The following is a 15605-nucleotide window of genomic DNA, read 5'->3' as shown; positions in this document are numbered from 1 at the left end:
AATCTTTAACCTCTACTATCAAATTTAATACTTTGAAATTCAACTTCAAACAGCGATAAATCTTCAAAAAAAATTAACATAAGGTCCACAAACATAGAAGACCTGAAATGCTTATTTACAGAAAGACTTTTTTCCTTAATCTTAGTTATTCCACATATAGCTTTAATATGTGGAATCCTTAGGCAAAACCTTAAAAAAATATCAAGATAATGCCTCGCTAATGAACAAGTAAATTCCTCATCGTAAGGTTTTACAAGCACTACCGCTCCCTTCTCAACTACCTTACTAAATAAAACTTCTTCAAATTCATCTCTTTGGTCCATCATCTTCTCTACAAGTTCAATTTTTGCATAGATCATACTCAAAACTCCTTAGCTTACAATTATTTTTGATTGCAATATATCATTCCTAAAAAGGGATATCCTCATGAAACCCTTCATCAGAATCAACCTTATTAGGTGCTCTTAAAGCAGGCAATGGGCTTAGTATTTGAATCTCATCCACTAAAATGCTGCTCTTGCTTCTCTTATCACCAGTTCGCTTGTCATCCCAACTCTCATACCTTAAAGACCCATTAACTACAACTTGTTTCCCCTTTAAAAGAAATGCTATTAGTTTTTCTGCTCTACTTCCAAAAAGTACACAATCAAAAAATTGAGCATAATCTATCCATTCATTATTCCTTTTGATTCTCCTATTATTAGCTAAACCAAACTTCAAAATAGGAATGCTGTTGTTAACGTAAGTAATTTCACTGTCTCTAGTCAGACGTCCTGATAATACTACTGAATTAATATCAGACATGAGAGCTCTCCTTATCCCTTAATCTACTCATCATTTCCATGAGTCTTAAATCATGATCAAGTCTTCTCATATCCTCTAAAAATTCTTGTCTTGAGTAATAATCATAAATTATTTTTTCTAAAGTTCTTTTGCTAAATTTACATAAAAACTTCACAACCTGATAAGTAATTAGTAAAAGTACTACCATAAAGCTAATCCTCATAACCTCCAACCTTAAGCACTTACAATGGAAGTTTCAATATCAGACCATTGCTGCACTGAATCTAAACTACTAGCAAGAAAACTGATATTGCCACTTAAAGACTTAAATCTATCTTTAATAGCTCGCTTGGTTGTATCTAAAGAAAATAGAATACCTTCAAAATTATAATTTACATGTTCCATTAATGAAAATTCTGCAAATATTTCATCTATTCGGGATTTAAGTTTATCTTTCATGGGTTTTGTTGCCTTATATAGCTCTTGTGTATGTCTACTCTTAGCTATCTCTTCTGCTTCTTCTATCTCTGTTTGCAAAGTACTAATTTCACTAAGATATCCTTTCAACAGATTATCCTTCTCTTCATCAATCTCCAGGTCAGTACATCTTACAAATTCTAGAAAGTTATCTTTATACTCTGATTCTGAAAAATATTTGTATACCTCACTACTCTCAATCCCTTCTTGAATTAGTTCACTTAAACTATCTAAATCTATATTCTCAATATCATACTTTGCTCTTAAAGCTTCAGAAATACTACTTACTTCCGCTTCCATTGTTGAAACATCAAACATTACTTCATTAATAAACTTATCATTCCTCTCAATTACACAATTAATAGCTTCATTACCTATTAGAAAAAACAGATTCCCCTTACTTAAACCTGTACATAAAAGTTGTATTTGCACTTGAACATAATACTTGAAAAAGTATTTGTTTTCTAAAAAATTACCATTCTTATTGTATTCAATTACAGCACTCTTTAAATAAATATTATCACTGCATTTAATTTCTAAAAGCTCTGCTTCCCCTTCTTGGTTTTCAAACCAACCATCAATTGTTGAACCAACCAAATTGTCACTGTCCTTAAACTTCTTGAAGTAATTATATTTATCTATCCCATTTGCATATTTATTCTTATGTAAAACAGCAATCTCATCAGAATGCATACGTACAAATTCATCAAACCCTAAATTCTCAAGTAGCTTTCCTTTCCTCATGCTTAAGTTCTCTTCTAATGAAATCTCTTTTCCTAATAATTTCAAGACCCTATCAAGCATTAATTTTGAAACACTCTCAGCTCCAATAAACATACTCCCAACTTCACTTGCTCCTATACGCTTTAATGAATTCCTTTGAATACCAAAATCAACTTTGCTATTAAACTTGAAACATTCATTTTTGCCAATTCTTGATAGCTTGCGTCCTATTCTGCTGATTTTACTTACACTTTTTTGTCCCTTATTAATCTGGTCTTGACTTTGATGTGCAAATGAATCAAATCCTTCAAACATTTTTTGATCATACAAACTTGGCTGCTTCATCCCTACCTCTACTATTTTCTCTTTTGTTTTTGTTATTTTTCTTTTTTGATTTGTCATATAAACTCCTTATTACATTTGTGATTTTATAAATATAATAATATAACAAAAACCATTTTTATCAAAAATTTTTGATAAAAAAAATACATGTAATATTAATATATTGCTTGCTTATTAGTTAAAAAACAAAAAAGAACAAAAAAAATTAGAGTTTAGCTAAACACTCTTAATAAAATCCTTAACTAAGCTCTAATGGCTCCAATATCGTTCACAAATATAAGCAGAGTCTAAACGACAATACTTAATAATAAGATACATCACTTTCTAAAGAATATCAATTCTATGATGACAAATACCAATTATTTATTCAATGTACTATCAATATCCTAACAATTACTCCTTTTCGAATTATTTAATTACAGATAAGACAAGAATACATTTAATCCATATTTTTTATATTTTGGTATTTTTATATTTTAAAAGTTTATCCTCTAAAAACTTTTTATCATTGAGAAACATATCTTCTAAAATAAAACTAGTAAACTTTGAACTTCGCTTGTAAAAATCATAGGCTTCTTGACTTTTAAGTTGAAATCTTAATGGTTTTACTGGATTTTGCCTTGATTTCTTAATTGTTTTACTTTCTTTGGTTTTAATAAAGTTTAATGTTTGATTAAACCCATTCTCAACCAAAAATTTTTCTTCTAAGATACCATCTTGAATAGCAGATGCTATCTTTAAATAATTATATGCTTGTGATTTTGCTAAGTTGTATACTTTTGAAAATTCAGCAAAATTTTTATAGCCGTCTAATTTATAATATTCCTTTTCTTTTATCTCTTGCAAAATATACATAGTTTCTATTTTATTGGAAATATCTTCTTTTATATTATCCTTTAACTTAATCTTTAAAAGATTAAATCTTTCTTTTGCTTCATCTAAAATACTATTATCCACCATTAAAATAGAACTTTTCTCATTATCCAAATTTCTTGGATGAATTGATATTTTCTTATCTTTTTCTTCTTGCATTTGCAAATCTCCTTAACTTATTTAAGTTTCCAGTAGTGGAATTTTTTAATAAAACTAAAACTTTTTAATATCACTTTTATCTATTTTTATGAATAAAGAGTCCAATATTTTTTTATATTCTTCTATATAATCTTTAGTCAAATCAAAAGTATCATTCCTTGCAATTTTTCTATTCAAATCTTCTCGTTCATTTACAAGCCCCAAAAATCCTTTTCTGGACTGTAAATGTTCCAACAACTCTTTATGAGTATTATTTTTTTTAAATCTAGTTATAATAAAGAAAATTGGTATTAATCTCTTCAATTCTCTAATAAAAAATTCTAACAAATCATAACTTTCAAGTGTCCATTTTTCAGATGTCATTGGAACTATTAAGTAATCAGTGGCACATAGAGCACACGTTAATGTAAAATCTAAGCTTGGATTAGTATCAATCAATATATAATCGTAGTTTGTCTTCAACTTTTTTAGCTCTCTACTTAGCTTGAGTTCAATAAAACTATGTCTATTCCTACAATAGAATTCTCCATTAAGAGTATGTAATGTTAAATAACTAGGTATTAAATCTAAATTATTGCTAATATAAACAATTGATTCAATTATATCCAAATTATTTTTTATAACCTCACATATGTTTTTTCTTCTTAAATCTATGCTTTGGGTTGTTACTTTTTCATAAAAATAACTAGTGGTCGATGCTTGTGTGTCCATATCTATTAAGAGCACTTTGTACTCCTTTGCTAATAAGGTTGCAAGTATGATAGCACTTGTACTTTTCCCAACACCACCCTTAATCGATGCAAGTGTTATTATTTTAGGTTTTTTTCTATCCATTTCGTTATAAGCCCCCCTTCTGATAATTTCTTCCCATAAAATTCATATACTTGTTTTTCCAATTCTATTAACATGTTAATTAAGGCTTTGTAATACTGTTTATGTGTTACATCTTTTCTAAGCAGATAAGCAAGTCTTCTTAAATAGCAAAATACACTTCCTTTCTTAAATTTAAACTCTATATAATATGCTTTTGAAAAAATATATGACTTAGTAATACCATTTTCTTGATACTTCGTTAAAATATTTTTTATTGGTTTTCTATATCCATAACGAATACCTAAAAACTTGTCTCCTTCTCTTATAGAAAATAAATGAAAATATTCTATCTTGTTTTGATTAAATAATCCTCTGAATGCAATAAAAAATTTATGTTTTCGATTGTCTTTTGTCTTGAATGTGTATAAATCCATCATGATTTTAGTATGATATATCTTTCTACCTTCAACTTCCTCTATTTTGATAAAAAGAGGTTTCTCTTCTTTTGGTATTAACTTTATTTTTTCCTTCTCTACATTTTCCAATGCACAATCCATAATAAATCCTCAAGTAACAACTTGTTTAAACTCCGTATTCTCTAAATAGCTTTTTTGTTCTTCTACCAATTCTAAAATTTCGTAGTAATAATGGTTATTAAATACCTTGTTATACTCCAATTTATTCTGCTTGTTTAAATATTCTTTCAGTATTGGTATTAAAACTGATGTGTCTACTTTATGTCTTAATTGCTCAAGAAGTATGCTAAATACGTTATTCCTAATTTCTTTTTCATCTTCTTTTATGGTTACTTTAACACGTTCAACTGATTTTTTAAGCTTTCCTATTATCTTTTCTAAGTCATTGTACTTATTGTTCTCTATGATAAAGTGTGGTTTATCTTTATATAGCTCATATACCTTTTGTATTTGGATTTCCAACTGTTTACTATTATAGCCTTCATTTTTTAAGATAATTTTTGTTTCATCCAGTATTCTACTTAATTCCTTTTGCTTACTTGCAAGCTTGTTTTCTTTTAGCTCAATGTTGCTTTTTTTCTTGTGTTTAATTTTTTCAATGAAGTTTTCTGTTCTTTTAAGTATCTTAAGCACTTTAATTGTAGCATCTTTTTCTAGTTTTAAATTCAAAATAGAGAAGAAAGTATTTGATTTAAAATTACATTTCTTAGCGTACTTTTTTACTTGCAGTTTCTCTATTTCTTTTATGTCTTTCTTTTCTTCTTTTTTATTATTATATATATTATATATACACTCCCATTTTTCTACACTCCCATTTTTAGTGCAAGCCTTTTTAATACCTGCTTTAACGCGAGTTTGAAATTTCCCTCCTTTTTTCTCTTTAAAGAGTTTATTGATTATACTGTAACATTCTTTTTTGGAGTATTTAAGTTCGTAATAAATTTCAGTTCCCATGTTAACACCCAAATGTCTGTAATAATTAATTGTTACTTTAAATTCTTTTTCTAATTTGTATAAATAGTTTTGAAGTGTTTTAAGCTTAGCAAGCTTTTGACCATTTCTTTTCATATTGTTATTAAAGTAATAAAGTATGTTGCTTTGAGTGTATTTTTTAAGCTTTAAGTTCATGTAGTTTAATGTTGATATTAAAACGATTAATTTATGTTGGTATTTGTTTTGATGTATTTTAAGCTTTTTAGCTTGTTGGTTTCTCATTGTTTAAACTCCTTTTCTATATTTGTGATTATTTATTACTAGTAATAGTAACTCAATTATTAGTAATAAGTAAATCGCAACTTAGTAAAAAATAATTTTTATTTTTAGACTTAGCAAAAATAATAATATTAAAAATAGTATAGCAAAAACAAATATTTAAAAAATCTTGTTAAAAGATAGTTTTTGTTATATTATTCTATTTATAGAATCACAAATATAAAAAAGGAGTTAATCATGACAAATGCAAAGAATATGACAAAACCTGAGATATCAAATACGATTAGTACAATAACAGAAAAAATGAATTCAAGTAATATTTATGAGGTATGGGAAGCATATAAGAGTATGCATGGACTTAAAAGGATGGATACTCAATCAGAGAGAGAAATCTTAACTTTACTACAAGTAAATAATCTAAATCCATTCAAGAAGGAAGCATACATAATCCCATTTAATGGGAGATATGCAGTTGTGGTAGCATATCAAACCTTACTTATAAGGGCATATGAGGCAGGGTATAGTAAATATAGCCTTGAATTTAAAGAAGAGATGGTTAAGACAATTAAAATTGATTCTAAAGGTAATAAAATGGTACAAGAAGATTGGCAATGTACAGCTTACTTCAAATCAGAGCATGGTAATATTTATAGTTTTTCTGTTTTATTTAATGAGTATTACAAAAACTCACCTATTTGGAGAGAGAAACCAGTATTTATGTTAAGGAAATGTGCGGTTAGTTGTCTATGCAGAACTTTGCCAGGCGCGGGGCTTGAGAGTATGCCCTATATAAGAGAAGAGTTAGGAGATACAGATAATCTTTATGAAGCTCATAAGGTACAACAAATAGGGCATACTGAAACTGAGAAAATAGTGACTAAAGAGATGCACCCTGTTGATTATGAGTCTGTTACCAAAAGTGATAATAAGCATGTACCATCCAATCTATCAGTTGAGAGTGAGGAAGATAATGATGCAAATACCTTAGGAACTAGACAAGACACAACAGAGGAACAATCTAAGGGTGTAGAAACCCCACCTGTAGATGTGAATAGAGTTGTGAAATCTAATAATACTAATACAGTAGGAGTAAATAAAGATAATAAAGCTAATTCAATTAAGTTTAGTTGCTATAAAAGTCTTCTTATAGCAGCACGTGGTATGCATAAGCATTTGGTTGATAAACCATTTGAGAGTATATCGCAGATAAATGCATATTTAAGTGCTATAAAGAAGGGGGATGATTCTTCCTTTTTAGAGTATTTTAATATGAATAAAGCTTTAAGGAGTGTTAACTATTGGATAGAACTCATTAGAGAATATATATTTAAGAATAATCATCTTATGAGGAAGTTAGATCAATTTGAGGCATTTATAGCGCTTATGCAGCCTAAATATGAGGATAGTCCACTCAGATTATTTGGATTCTTGTCAAGAGAAGAAGAATTAAGATATTTATTTGATACATAGATGATAATTTAAAGCAAATAAGCCCCATTAGGGGCTTTAAATAATATTAATTTTTTAGTTTTGAATATTTTTTGTAAACCGCTTCAGCAATAGGTTTAGTTATCTTGATGTATGCTTTGAAAATGTTGATGTTAAACATTAAATCCTGGATTGTCTGTTCAGACTTGAGTGTAGAAGAATCAAAATAAGTAAACTTAGGATACTTTGGGTTATTAACTTTCTTTTTTGTACGTGTTAAGAATACTTGCAAGTACATAACATAATCAGCTAGCTTAGCTTCATGAGTACTTAATTCTGTGAGGGTTTGGGTTTTAGGGGGTATTGGTTCTTCCGTTAGAGAAGCAATAGATGTACATGAGAAGATAAGCGTTAAGAAAGTTAAATTTACTAGTTTTTTCAAATTAGGCCTCCTTTAACATTTTGATGTAAGTACTTATGAGCTTATTACGTTTAGCTCTAAGTTGGGAAATGTATTTTGAATAATCATCATAATCCCCAGCAGTTTCTATTATCTCGATGTTGAGCCTTAGTATTTCTTCAATTTCAGAGAGTAGTTTGATAGCTTCCTTTTGTTCCATTTGATATACACTTGCCTCATATAGTGAGTAAAAATAATTAACCACTTTGGTGAAAATATTAATGTAGGTTACGGTGTTTTTACCTTGGTAGTTATTTTTTATAATTTCTGTAAATTTGTTTAGGATATCAACACTTAATTTAGCAGTACTTAATTTCATTTGACCTCCTTTTCAATTGATGAGATTTCTAATGGTAATTGCATATTATCTGGATTGCTATTAACCTTTTCTATGAATTTTTTGATTTTAGTTTGGATAGGTTCAAGTGCTTCTCTTATTTGCGGAGTTAAGGCATTCTCTAACCTTTCCATATTTTGTGTATAGATAATTTGATATTCTGTGTAAATGTCATTTAATAGCATGAATGTTTTATGAGCATTTTCATTAAACGACCCATCTTCAAAATTAGATAGGGCATCAAATAATGTTACAATTGCATTTAAAGCAGTATCTAAAGAATTATGATCAAGTATCATAAATCCTCCTTTTCTTTGTCTCTGTCATGTATTTTTATCTTACTTAATAAGATACTTAGCATATCTTTGATTACTGGTTTGAAAATCAAACCCAGACTTAATATAAAAATACTAATAATGATTAACTTCACTTCATTGATGTTAATTAGTTGAAGTAAAAAATCTAATATGTTATTAATGCTTAATTCATTCAACTTTATCACCTCGAGTTTATAATTGGTAAGCTACAACTATATAGCAAAGAATAGCAAAAACTATATAAAGTTATAACTTTACTAAAACCGGAACACGATTACCATTTATATATCCACGTTTTTGAATGTACCATCCTCTAAGTACTGGACATAAAATATCTACATAAGCATTCATAGCACCGTAATAATATGCTATTGACTTTTGTGAGCCATCAGTGTATTTAAGTACTACTTTTTTTGCATATTTAGTACCAGACGCATTGATTGTGAGATCAACAGTAATGTCTAAATAAATAGGGTTATCATCATCAGATGTATAAAATAAGAGTTCAACTTCTTGACTTGAATATTCTGATGTCATGTCTAATACGTAAGCTTGATTTTTAAAATAAGATGGGTAAATATATGAACTTGTAGTTCTGCTTTTTGTTGTAGTAAACCCAGAAGGAATTCCTGTTAAATATTCAGGTACTGGGGATTTTTGTAGCGTACTATAATTCATAATTACAAACTTATCATTTTTAGTTAATGTAGTTGATGATATATTTCCTATAATTCTGTCTCTTACTTTATCAGAAATATTATAAACACCGTTATTGGCATTGTTGAGTAATTTTTCAAGCACTTTATTATAAGCTTGATTTATAAAGTTTTCATTTGCTAATAGTTCAGTAGCAATTGTGTCTTTAATGACTTCTTTGAAATACTCAAGTCCCTCATTTTTGAAGATTTTGTCTTTAGTTTTTTTAAGAAAATTTTCATATGTAATTGCATTGCAATTAGAACCTCCATCATCAAGTAGCATTAAATCAGTTTTTTGAATATCACCAACTCTGTTTAGGTTGTTGATTTGGATAAATTCTTCTTCATCAATTAAGAGTTTCTCTTCACTTGACATTAATGTTCTCCTTAATTAAAAGTAATAATTTCTATGTTTTCATTATTTGTAATTTTTAAGACACGTCCTATAGGAATGAGATTTTTTATAAATGCATAAATTGAGTGTGAATATCCTTTAGGAAGGAAATTGAATGTTAAAAATTTATATGCCGTTTTAAATCCTTTTTTTGTTTGATGTAATCGAATACGTTTTGGTTTATGCCCTTTAACGGTGCTAGGAGAGATAAAGGAAATAAAGTTAGTTTTTATCCTGTTTAATAATTTTATGTTAATTACACCAGCTTGTGGGGTAGTAACTTCAATATCGACATTTAAGAAGGCCTTAAAAAGTCTTATAAATGATTCATCAGTGCCAATATGACGTAAAGCAAAAAGTACACTATCAATGTTTGCTACAAGTGATTCGAGTGGTTGGCTTTCAGAGTAAAAGATTCTAAATAGATTGGATAACCAAATGGCAATAAAACGTGATGAGCAGTGGCGTGTAGCAGTAATACTTGTGAAATTAGAATTTAGACTTTTTAGTTCTAAATACATTGTATTTGCATACTCTAATTCATTTTGTATGAACTTTTCAACCCCAGTATCTTGAAGATGGATGGGTATTTGCATTTTTAATAGCTCCTTTAAGTTGTAATGTCAATGATTAATCTGTCAGTAAGATTGAAGATAAGTATTTCCTCAGGCTTAACTTCAATATTAGTATTTTCCTTAAATTCTGAATCAGTAATGCTTGCAATTTTAGTGTCATCTGTGTCTTTAATGCAAGCATATATTTTCATACTCTTAATTCCCTTAATTTCATTAACAGGAGCTATAAAATCTTGATATTCAAAGCTGATACCCATATCAGGATAGTTATTAGTTACAATACGTTTGTATATATCTCTTATTTGCATGTCTATGTTAAGATATATGTGATTTTTAAGATCAAGTTGATATTTTACTTTAAGGTATACGTATTTTTTCTTTCCTAAAGATATTTTATAGCTTTTGAGTTGATTATGAGTGTTAAGGCCATCAATTGTGATACTACCATTAAAGAGTGTACCTACAGGCATAGTTGAATAAAGCACTTTCCAAAGTTTGGCTTTAAATGTAGAATCAGTGATATCAGTTTTACTAGGATTTAGTAAAGAGTCATTTAAGATAAGATAAATATCAGCTGTTCCGACTTTAGAATCAATATTGACGTACTCTATTTCTTTAAGTTTAAGCAATGATGAACGAACCGCATCAAAGGTAGTGCTCTTAACACTTATGTGCTCTTCGATTGCCTTAAAGTATTCGCCACCGGGACTTACTTTAGAGAAAAATGAATTAAGTTCATCAATGATTTGTTCTTCAATTGTTGCAAGTGAGGTTGCAATAATATTGTAAATGGAGGATGGGTCATTATTAATTACAATCCCATGCATATCTCGTAAGTATGCTCGTTTGGCATTAACTATTTGTTGGATATTCTGTTTTAGAATACCAAAATCAGGATCAAAAAGAATGCTCATATTCTAATCTCCATATCTAAAGTGTCGTTTGCAAATTCAAATATAATGTTTAATGTGTTATTTTTAGTAATTGTTTCAATGTTGACAACATCAATTTTGAGGTCTTGTATAATGCTTGAAAAGTAAGTTTTAATTTGTGTTAAAGAGCTTGTCTTAGCAAACCTTGTAAAGAAATTATAATCAAATCCCCAATTAGGAGCATTCTTAAGACTACCCTTTGGAGTTCTTAAAAATATAAATAAACGTTGCTTTTGTTCATTTATTCCACTAGTTAATGCTAAGTCTTTTTTAAAAACCAAATTAAATTGATTGTCAATCTGTAAATCCAATCTTTAACCTTTTAATGATTCTAATTTAACCTTTAACCGGTAGTAAGTATAGCACTATTTTAGCAAAAACCTATTTTAGTAACATATTTATTTTATTTGTAATCTTTGTAAGATTGCTGTAAAAGCTAGGTTCAACACTAGCATTCCCAATTACCCGTAAATTGTATAGACAAGAAACAATTTCTTCTAATACTGACCTTAAACTTGTATTGTTAGCTTTAATGTCTATGGGGTTTTGTATGTCAATTGCAAAGTCATTAACTTTGATAGTAGCATTTTGCATGTTAATTGGCCTTAGAATATAAAAATAGTTTTTGTCAAAATAATGATTATCATCCTCATTAAAAAGGTTAATACTACTTTGAAGTAAGATTACCCCGTCATTTTCTTTAAGATTAAAATGCATGTTTGATATATTGCGTGTCTTAATCTCTAAGTCTGTGTGTCCAGAGAGTAAAACAATACCTTTTTGTGTAGAGGTGTTAAAAGATTTAATTATTCCTATTTTAGAGATAAAAATGTTTCTATAAATCCATAGTTTTATTTCTTCTTGTGTTAACGGGGAGCCTTTCATTTGGCTATTCATTCTGTATATTTCATAATTCAAGTTCATTTATTTAGCCGTTCCATTTATTTCTAAGTAATTAGAGTCATCATAAAGCTTAAGGATAAGCGAACATTCACCAGTATTGCTTAAGATAGCATTAGACTCTATAATACTGCTTTTAACTTCTTTTCCAAGCGAGTCAATGAATTTTACCCTGTCACCAACTTTCAGTTTGTGTGTGTACATAACTTTGGCATTCCAATATATAAATCTTATACTTAAAGTACTGCCAATAGTAATCTCTTGTTGAGGAATAAACTGCAGACCAAAATCTTCAAGAGGTAGATAATTTGTATTTTGCTCTGCAAGTGTGGCGTTAGTAAAAATATAATTACACTCAACATGAGTGTTCCCGAGAGCCGATTCTTTAATAAGTTGTGTATGCTCCTTAGGTACAATATCTGTTCTAACACTTTGAACATACTTTTTAGTTATCTTTTCAAGAAACTCAAGAGGAGTATTTGCACAAAAACTTTCTGTTATAATTTTTGTTCTATCAGCATAGCTCATATTGATAATGCATTTACCAGGAAAAGCTGATTTAATTGCATTCTCTACACTCATTCCTTGGAATTGATTTATTTTAAGCTTGCGATTGAAATAATTACTTTTTGTTGCCAAATGAATTTCAAGGTCAACACTAAAATCACCATTAGCATAATCAGTACTCATAGGAACACCCAAATAACCTGCCATAATAAAATCATAATCTTTAGAGTCTGCGAACTTTTTATAAGATATTTTTACAATATCTCCTTCATTTACATTATCAGTAAAGTCTATAGGTAGGTTCCAAAGGGTTAGCTTGCTTTTCTTTGCACACACATAATTGTTACTTGAGTACATATCAGATATTGATATGTCAATGTGTATTCCATCTTCAGTTTTAATTATAATTTTAGGCTTTTCTTCTGATGTGATATTCTTAGTGCTAGTTTTACTTGGATTATAAAATTCGATTTTGAAGTCGTATTTGATAAGTCTACATTCCATGAAGTTACCCTTTATATATTGAAAATGTTTTAAGAACTTCTAAGGTAAGACTAATTTCAACCTCATCAAGGTATACTGTGTCCTTAAGGGTAAGAGAGGTAATTGCAACAATACCCCTGAACCCTAAAGTTGGACTGTAGAAACTAAATGGTACACTCTCTTCAACTCTATTAATAAGTTGTTGTTTTGCCAGATTACTGGTATGAGGAAAGATTAACTTTCCAAAAGCCGTATTAGCCGAGAATTTAAGCAGTTCCTTATAAGCACTAGTTAATACAGCATTATTTAATGTGATAACTTCACCAGTGAAAGTTGGATTGTAACTTACATATTCAGATTTACGTGTGTAGTAGTCAATTACAGGACGCTTTGAACATGTTGTGGTGTAAGTTGTGCTAATTAGTTCAGTTTTGGGTAAGATGAAAAATCCTTGTGGAACGTATCCAAGTCCCTTAAAGTCCATCCTTGGACATAAACTTAAGAAGTTATATGCCATAAACACACTAGAAATTTCATTGAATGTTTCTTTAAGGATACTTGTTACTTGTGATGGAGTAAGCTTTAAGAAGTCTAGTGTTGCCTTTACTGGTGCTGTGTCTTTATATTTATGAATAAAGTCTGTTGTAAATTGTGGTATCATATTTAAATGTTCCTTAAGGTGTTTTTATACTTGCGTCTGTTTCTAATTTTGATTCAGTATCAGTACTTAAGAGTGGTGAATGGCTTTTATCTGTTGTAGGTATTGAACCAAATAACCATTTGTATGCCCAATTAGGCAATGTTAATTTTAGAATTTGATTTCCAAGCTTTATAAGCCATTCGTTAATGTCACCGAAAAAACTTTTAATTCCGTCTATTATGGGCTCAACAATATGTGTTTTGACGGTAAAACCTGTTAACCATTTAGCTATGGTTTCTATTTTTTCCAACATGGGTTGGAATACACTAGCTGAAAGTTTTCCAAATGAATCTTGAGCTTTATCCAGACTATCCTTAATTTTTTCAGCTTCACTAGCATAAGTAGGAAACTCAAGAGAGTTCCAGTCCTTAATAATTTCTTTTAATTTGTCTGTTCTGTAATCAAAGGTATAACCAGTTGCTACTCTGTCATATTCCATTTCAGCTCGTTCATTATATTTATCAGTAAATTTATTAAATGAACTCATAATGTTATAAAGAGAACCGCTTTTGCCTTGCAAGAATTCTGCTACTGCAGTAATAGCAGAATTCTTATCACCAACAACCCCGGTAGATTTAAGCTTTGCAGCAAATGCTACAGCCTGCTTAAGATTATCGTCATTGTTTTGACCTAAGTGTTGTAATACTTTTCTAAGAGTCCCAGCAGAGTTTAGAAAATCTTCTCTTTCAATGCTGTTCCCAAAACCAGGTATGCCTTGAAGCATGCTATCAAGTTTGCTCTTTTCATTTGTTGTAAATACTCTTGAAGTAATTAAGTCAAGCTTTTGAAATCTAGCATCATTAAGTATAGATTTTTTTGCAAAATTCAAGATATCACCAATACCACTTTGAAAGGTATGACCCACTATATGTCCAAGAGCAGTTCCAGTAGCAATTTTCAAAATGCTGCCGCCTTTAAGAATACTTTTTTGAATAGCTTTGTGAAGTATTGTTTCCTTATGCTTGCCACTTTTCATTTCTTCATATTCTAATTGTCTTCGGTCTTTACTTGACATAAGTGAACGCTTGAATGCTTTTTTTCTAGCTTCTTCAAATTTGTATCCTAGCTTAACAAGTTTTTTAGTTTCAGTAAATCTAAACTTTTCTACCCTTTCTCGTAATTTCTCATATTTGGTTTGTTTGGCTAGTTCACGTTTCTTCTCAGATAAGTTATGTTTTAAGATATCTTTAGTGCTCTTTAGAGAAGATTTTTTAGGTTTAATTAAATGTTCTAGTTTAGAAATGTCTTTTTCTAATGATTTGCGAGTTGATGCATGATCTAGCACTCCTGTAAATTTAATTGTAAATTTTGGAGTATTCATAACATTCCCTTAGAGAGAGTCATTTCAAATATTTGCTTTTCAAGTTTCAGATTCGATATTTTGTAAACCTCATTTAGTTCTTCGTAGTTCAATGTTTTGACTTCATTTAAAGTGCAAATACCCATGATAACAGGAAAGAAATATTTGTTTTGTTTTATCTCTTCAAGTAACTTAAAATATTCAAGTTTGGTTTCATTAAAGATTTTACTTCCATTATGGATTTTCATCCTGTATCCCCATTGATGTTTGTTGTGACTTGATATTTTGTATTATCTGTTCATAATTCCAACTATCATTAATGTAATCAAATTGTACAAATCCATCAGCATTATTTAGATAATGGCTTAAGTAAACTAAAGTTGGTTTCTTAAAGTCAGGATCTGATTTGAATACATCAAACTGAATTGAGTAAAGTATGTACTTAAGATAATCTTTGTAGTAAGTAATGTACTCTCTATTTTCATTTAAAATAAAGTAAAATTCATCTAAAAAGCCAGGTTTAATCATAAGGTCTGTTATTGCTCTTAAGTATTCAAGATTATTAAGTTTTTTGATGCCTTCATTTTGTGAAAATCCTAATATAGAGTCCCATTCGTAAACGGGCAGTACTCTTACTTCAAATGTAAAAGTCTTATCTTTAGTTAAGATATTCATTTTGTAACGCGTAATCATAAAATCCTCCTTAAGCGTTCAAA

At 29.2% G+C, this 15605-nt stretch carries 23 protein-coding genes; 1 reads left to right on the top strand and 22 read right to left on the bottom strand.

All coding sequences use genetic code 11. The annotated features are described in order from the left end of the window. Positions 1-5: 5 nt before the first annotated feature. The 8 genes from bhYOR_RS08050 to bhYOR_RS08015 form a co-directional block, all read right to left on the bottom strand. Positions 6-359 carry a hypothetical protein gene (locus bhYOR_RS08050; protein WP_025434178.1) on the bottom strand — a complete coding sequence of 118 codons (354 nt, stop codon included), beginning with the start codon at positions 357-359 and terminating at the stop codon, positions 6-8. A 49-nt stretch (positions 360-408) separates the two neighbouring features. Beyond that, on the bottom strand, positions 409-804 hold the full coding sequence (locus bhYOR_RS08045; RefSeq protein ID WP_247088669.1) for a single-stranded DNA-binding protein: 396 nt from the start codon (positions 802-804) through the stop codon (positions 409-411). Next, positions 797-991, bottom strand: a complete 195-nt coding sequence (locus bhYOR_RS08040) for a hypothetical protein (protein WP_025434177.1) — start codon at positions 989-991, stop codon at positions 797-799. Before bhYOR_RS08040 ends, bhYOR_RS08045 begins: the two co-directional genes overlap by 8 nt. 26 nt (positions 992-1017) lie before the next feature. Beyond that, positions 1018-2385: a DUF244 domain-containing protein gene (locus bhYOR_RS08035; protein ID WP_247088710.1), complete on the bottom strand. Its 1368-nt coding sequence runs from the start codon at positions 2383-2385 to the stop codon at positions 1018-1020. Between the two features lie 393 nt (positions 2386-2778). Beyond that, positions 2779-3357, bottom strand: a complete 579-nt coding sequence (locus bhYOR_RS08030; protein ID WP_025400189.1) for a chromosome replication/partitioning protein — start codon at positions 3355-3357, stop codon at positions 2779-2781. A gap of 54 nt (positions 3358-3411) precedes the next feature. Continuing rightward, entirely contained in the window at positions 3412-4191 is a 780-nt protein-coding gene (locus tag bhYOR_RS08025; protein WP_025400190.1) for a ParA family protein, read from the bottom strand. Beyond that, the gene (locus tag bhYOR_RS08020; RefSeq protein ID WP_025400191.1) at positions 4167-4727 is read right to left on the bottom strand and encodes a DUF226 domain-containing protein; all 561 of its coding nucleotides are present in this window, start codon (positions 4725-4727) and stop codon (positions 4167-4169) included. The genes bhYOR_RS08025 and bhYOR_RS08020 overlap by 25 nt, the downstream gene beginning before the upstream one ends. Positions 4728-4736: 9 nt before the next feature. Continuing rightward, positions 4737-5861 carry a plasmid maintenance protein gene (locus tag bhYOR_RS08015; protein WP_247088709.1) on the bottom strand — a complete coding sequence of 375 codons (1125 nt, stop codon included), beginning with the start codon at positions 5859-5861 and terminating at the stop codon, positions 4737-4739. A gap of 234 nt (positions 5862-6095) precedes the next feature. On the opposite strand from bhYOR_RS08015, the gene bhYOR_RS08010 reads away from it, so the two are divergent. Beyond that, positions 6096-7328: a recombinase RecT gene (locus bhYOR_RS08010; RefSeq protein ID WP_025434308.1), complete on the top strand. Its 1233-nt coding sequence runs from the start codon at positions 6096-6098 to the stop codon at positions 7326-7328. Between the two features lie 46 nt (positions 7329-7374). Here the strand turns inward: bhYOR_RS08010 and bhYOR_RS08005 are convergent, their stop codons facing one another. The 14 genes from bhYOR_RS08005 to bhYOR_RS07940 all read right to left on the bottom strand — a co-directional run bounded on the left by bhYOR_RS08005 (position 7375) and on the right by bhYOR_RS07940 (position 15582). Continuing rightward, positions 7375-7728, bottom strand: coding sequence for a BBA14 family lipoprotein (locus bhYOR_RS08005; protein WP_247088707.1), 354 nt, complete (start codon positions 7726-7728; stop codon positions 7375-7377). A 1-nt stretch (position 7729) separates the two neighbouring features. Further along, a complete protein-coding gene (locus bhYOR_RS08000) occupies positions 7730-8065 on the bottom strand; it encodes a BlyB family putative holin accessory protein (protein ID WP_247088705.1) in 336 nt (111 codons plus the stop codon). Then, positions 8062-8382, bottom strand: a complete 321-nt coding sequence (locus bhYOR_RS07995; RefSeq protein ID WP_247088703.1) for a BlyB family putative holin accessory protein — start codon at positions 8380-8382, stop codon at positions 8062-8064. The genes bhYOR_RS08000 and bhYOR_RS07995 overlap by 4 nt, the downstream gene beginning before the upstream one ends. Then, positions 8379-8576 (bottom strand): BlyA family holin, encoded by a 198-nt coding sequence (locus tag bhYOR_RS07990; RefSeq protein WP_025434156.1) that lies wholly within the window; start codon positions 8574-8576, stop codon positions 8379-8381. The genes bhYOR_RS07995 and bhYOR_RS07990 overlap by 4 nt, the downstream gene beginning before the upstream one ends. Positions 8577-8646: 70 nt before the next feature. Further along, positions 8647-9474 carry a DUF685 domain-containing protein gene (locus bhYOR_RS07985; protein ID WP_247088701.1) on the bottom strand — a complete coding sequence of 276 codons (828 nt, stop codon included), beginning with the start codon at positions 9472-9474 and terminating at the stop codon, positions 8647-8649. Between the two features lie 11 nt (positions 9475-9485). After that, a complete protein-coding gene (locus bhYOR_RS07980) occupies positions 9486-10088 on the bottom strand; it encodes a DUF735 family protein (RefSeq protein ID WP_025434158.1) in 603 nt (200 codons plus the stop codon). Between the two features lie 14 nt (positions 10089-10102). Then, the gene (locus bhYOR_RS07975; RefSeq protein ID WP_247088699.1) at positions 10103-10981 is read right to left on the bottom strand and encodes a DUF276 domain-containing protein; all 879 of its coding nucleotides are present in this window, start codon (positions 10979-10981) and stop codon (positions 10103-10105) included. Further along, complete coding sequence (locus bhYOR_RS07970) at positions 10978-11310, bottom strand: hypothetical protein (RefSeq protein WP_025434159.1); 333 nt, start codon at positions 11308-11310, stop codon at positions 10978-10980. Before bhYOR_RS07970 ends, bhYOR_RS07975 begins: the two co-directional genes overlap by 4 nt. A 70-nt stretch (positions 11311-11380) precedes the next feature. Beyond that, entirely contained in the window at positions 11381-11923 is a 543-nt protein-coding gene (locus bhYOR_RS07965) for a DUF777 family protein (RefSeq protein WP_025434160.1), read from the bottom strand. Then, a complete protein-coding gene (locus bhYOR_RS07960) occupies positions 11924-12910 on the bottom strand; it encodes a DUF693 family protein (protein WP_247088697.1) in 987 nt (328 codons plus the stop codon). 4 nt (positions 12911-12914) lie between these two features. Continuing rightward, a complete protein-coding gene (locus bhYOR_RS07955) occupies positions 12915-13550 on the bottom strand; it encodes a DUF792 family protein (protein ID WP_025434162.1) in 636 nt (211 codons plus the stop codon). 13 nt (positions 13551-13563) lie between these two features. Beyond that, positions 13564-14910 (bottom strand): DUF759 family protein, encoded by a 1347-nt coding sequence (locus bhYOR_RS07950; RefSeq protein ID WP_025434163.1) that lies wholly within the window; start codon positions 14908-14910, stop codon positions 13564-13566. After that, positions 14907-15137 (bottom strand): DUF1322 family protein, encoded by a 231-nt coding sequence (locus bhYOR_RS07945; protein WP_025400198.1) that lies wholly within the window; start codon positions 15135-15137, stop codon positions 14907-14909. The genes bhYOR_RS07950 and bhYOR_RS07945 overlap by 4 nt, the downstream gene beginning before the upstream one ends. Further along, positions 15124-15582 (bottom strand): DUF1473 family protein, encoded by a 459-nt coding sequence (locus tag bhYOR_RS07940; RefSeq protein ID WP_025400199.1) that lies wholly within the window; start codon positions 15580-15582, stop codon positions 15124-15126. The genes bhYOR_RS07945 and bhYOR_RS07940 overlap by 14 nt, the downstream gene beginning before the upstream one ends. Positions 15583-15605 lie beyond the last annotated feature (23 nt).

This window comes from Borrelia nietonii YOR (genome assembly GCF_023035795.1).
In the GTDB taxonomy this organism is placed as follows: Bacteria; Spirochaetota; Spirochaetia; order Borreliales; family Borreliaceae; genus Borrelia; species Borrelia hermsii.
This window is presented reverse-complemented; position numbering and strand designations above follow the sequence as displayed.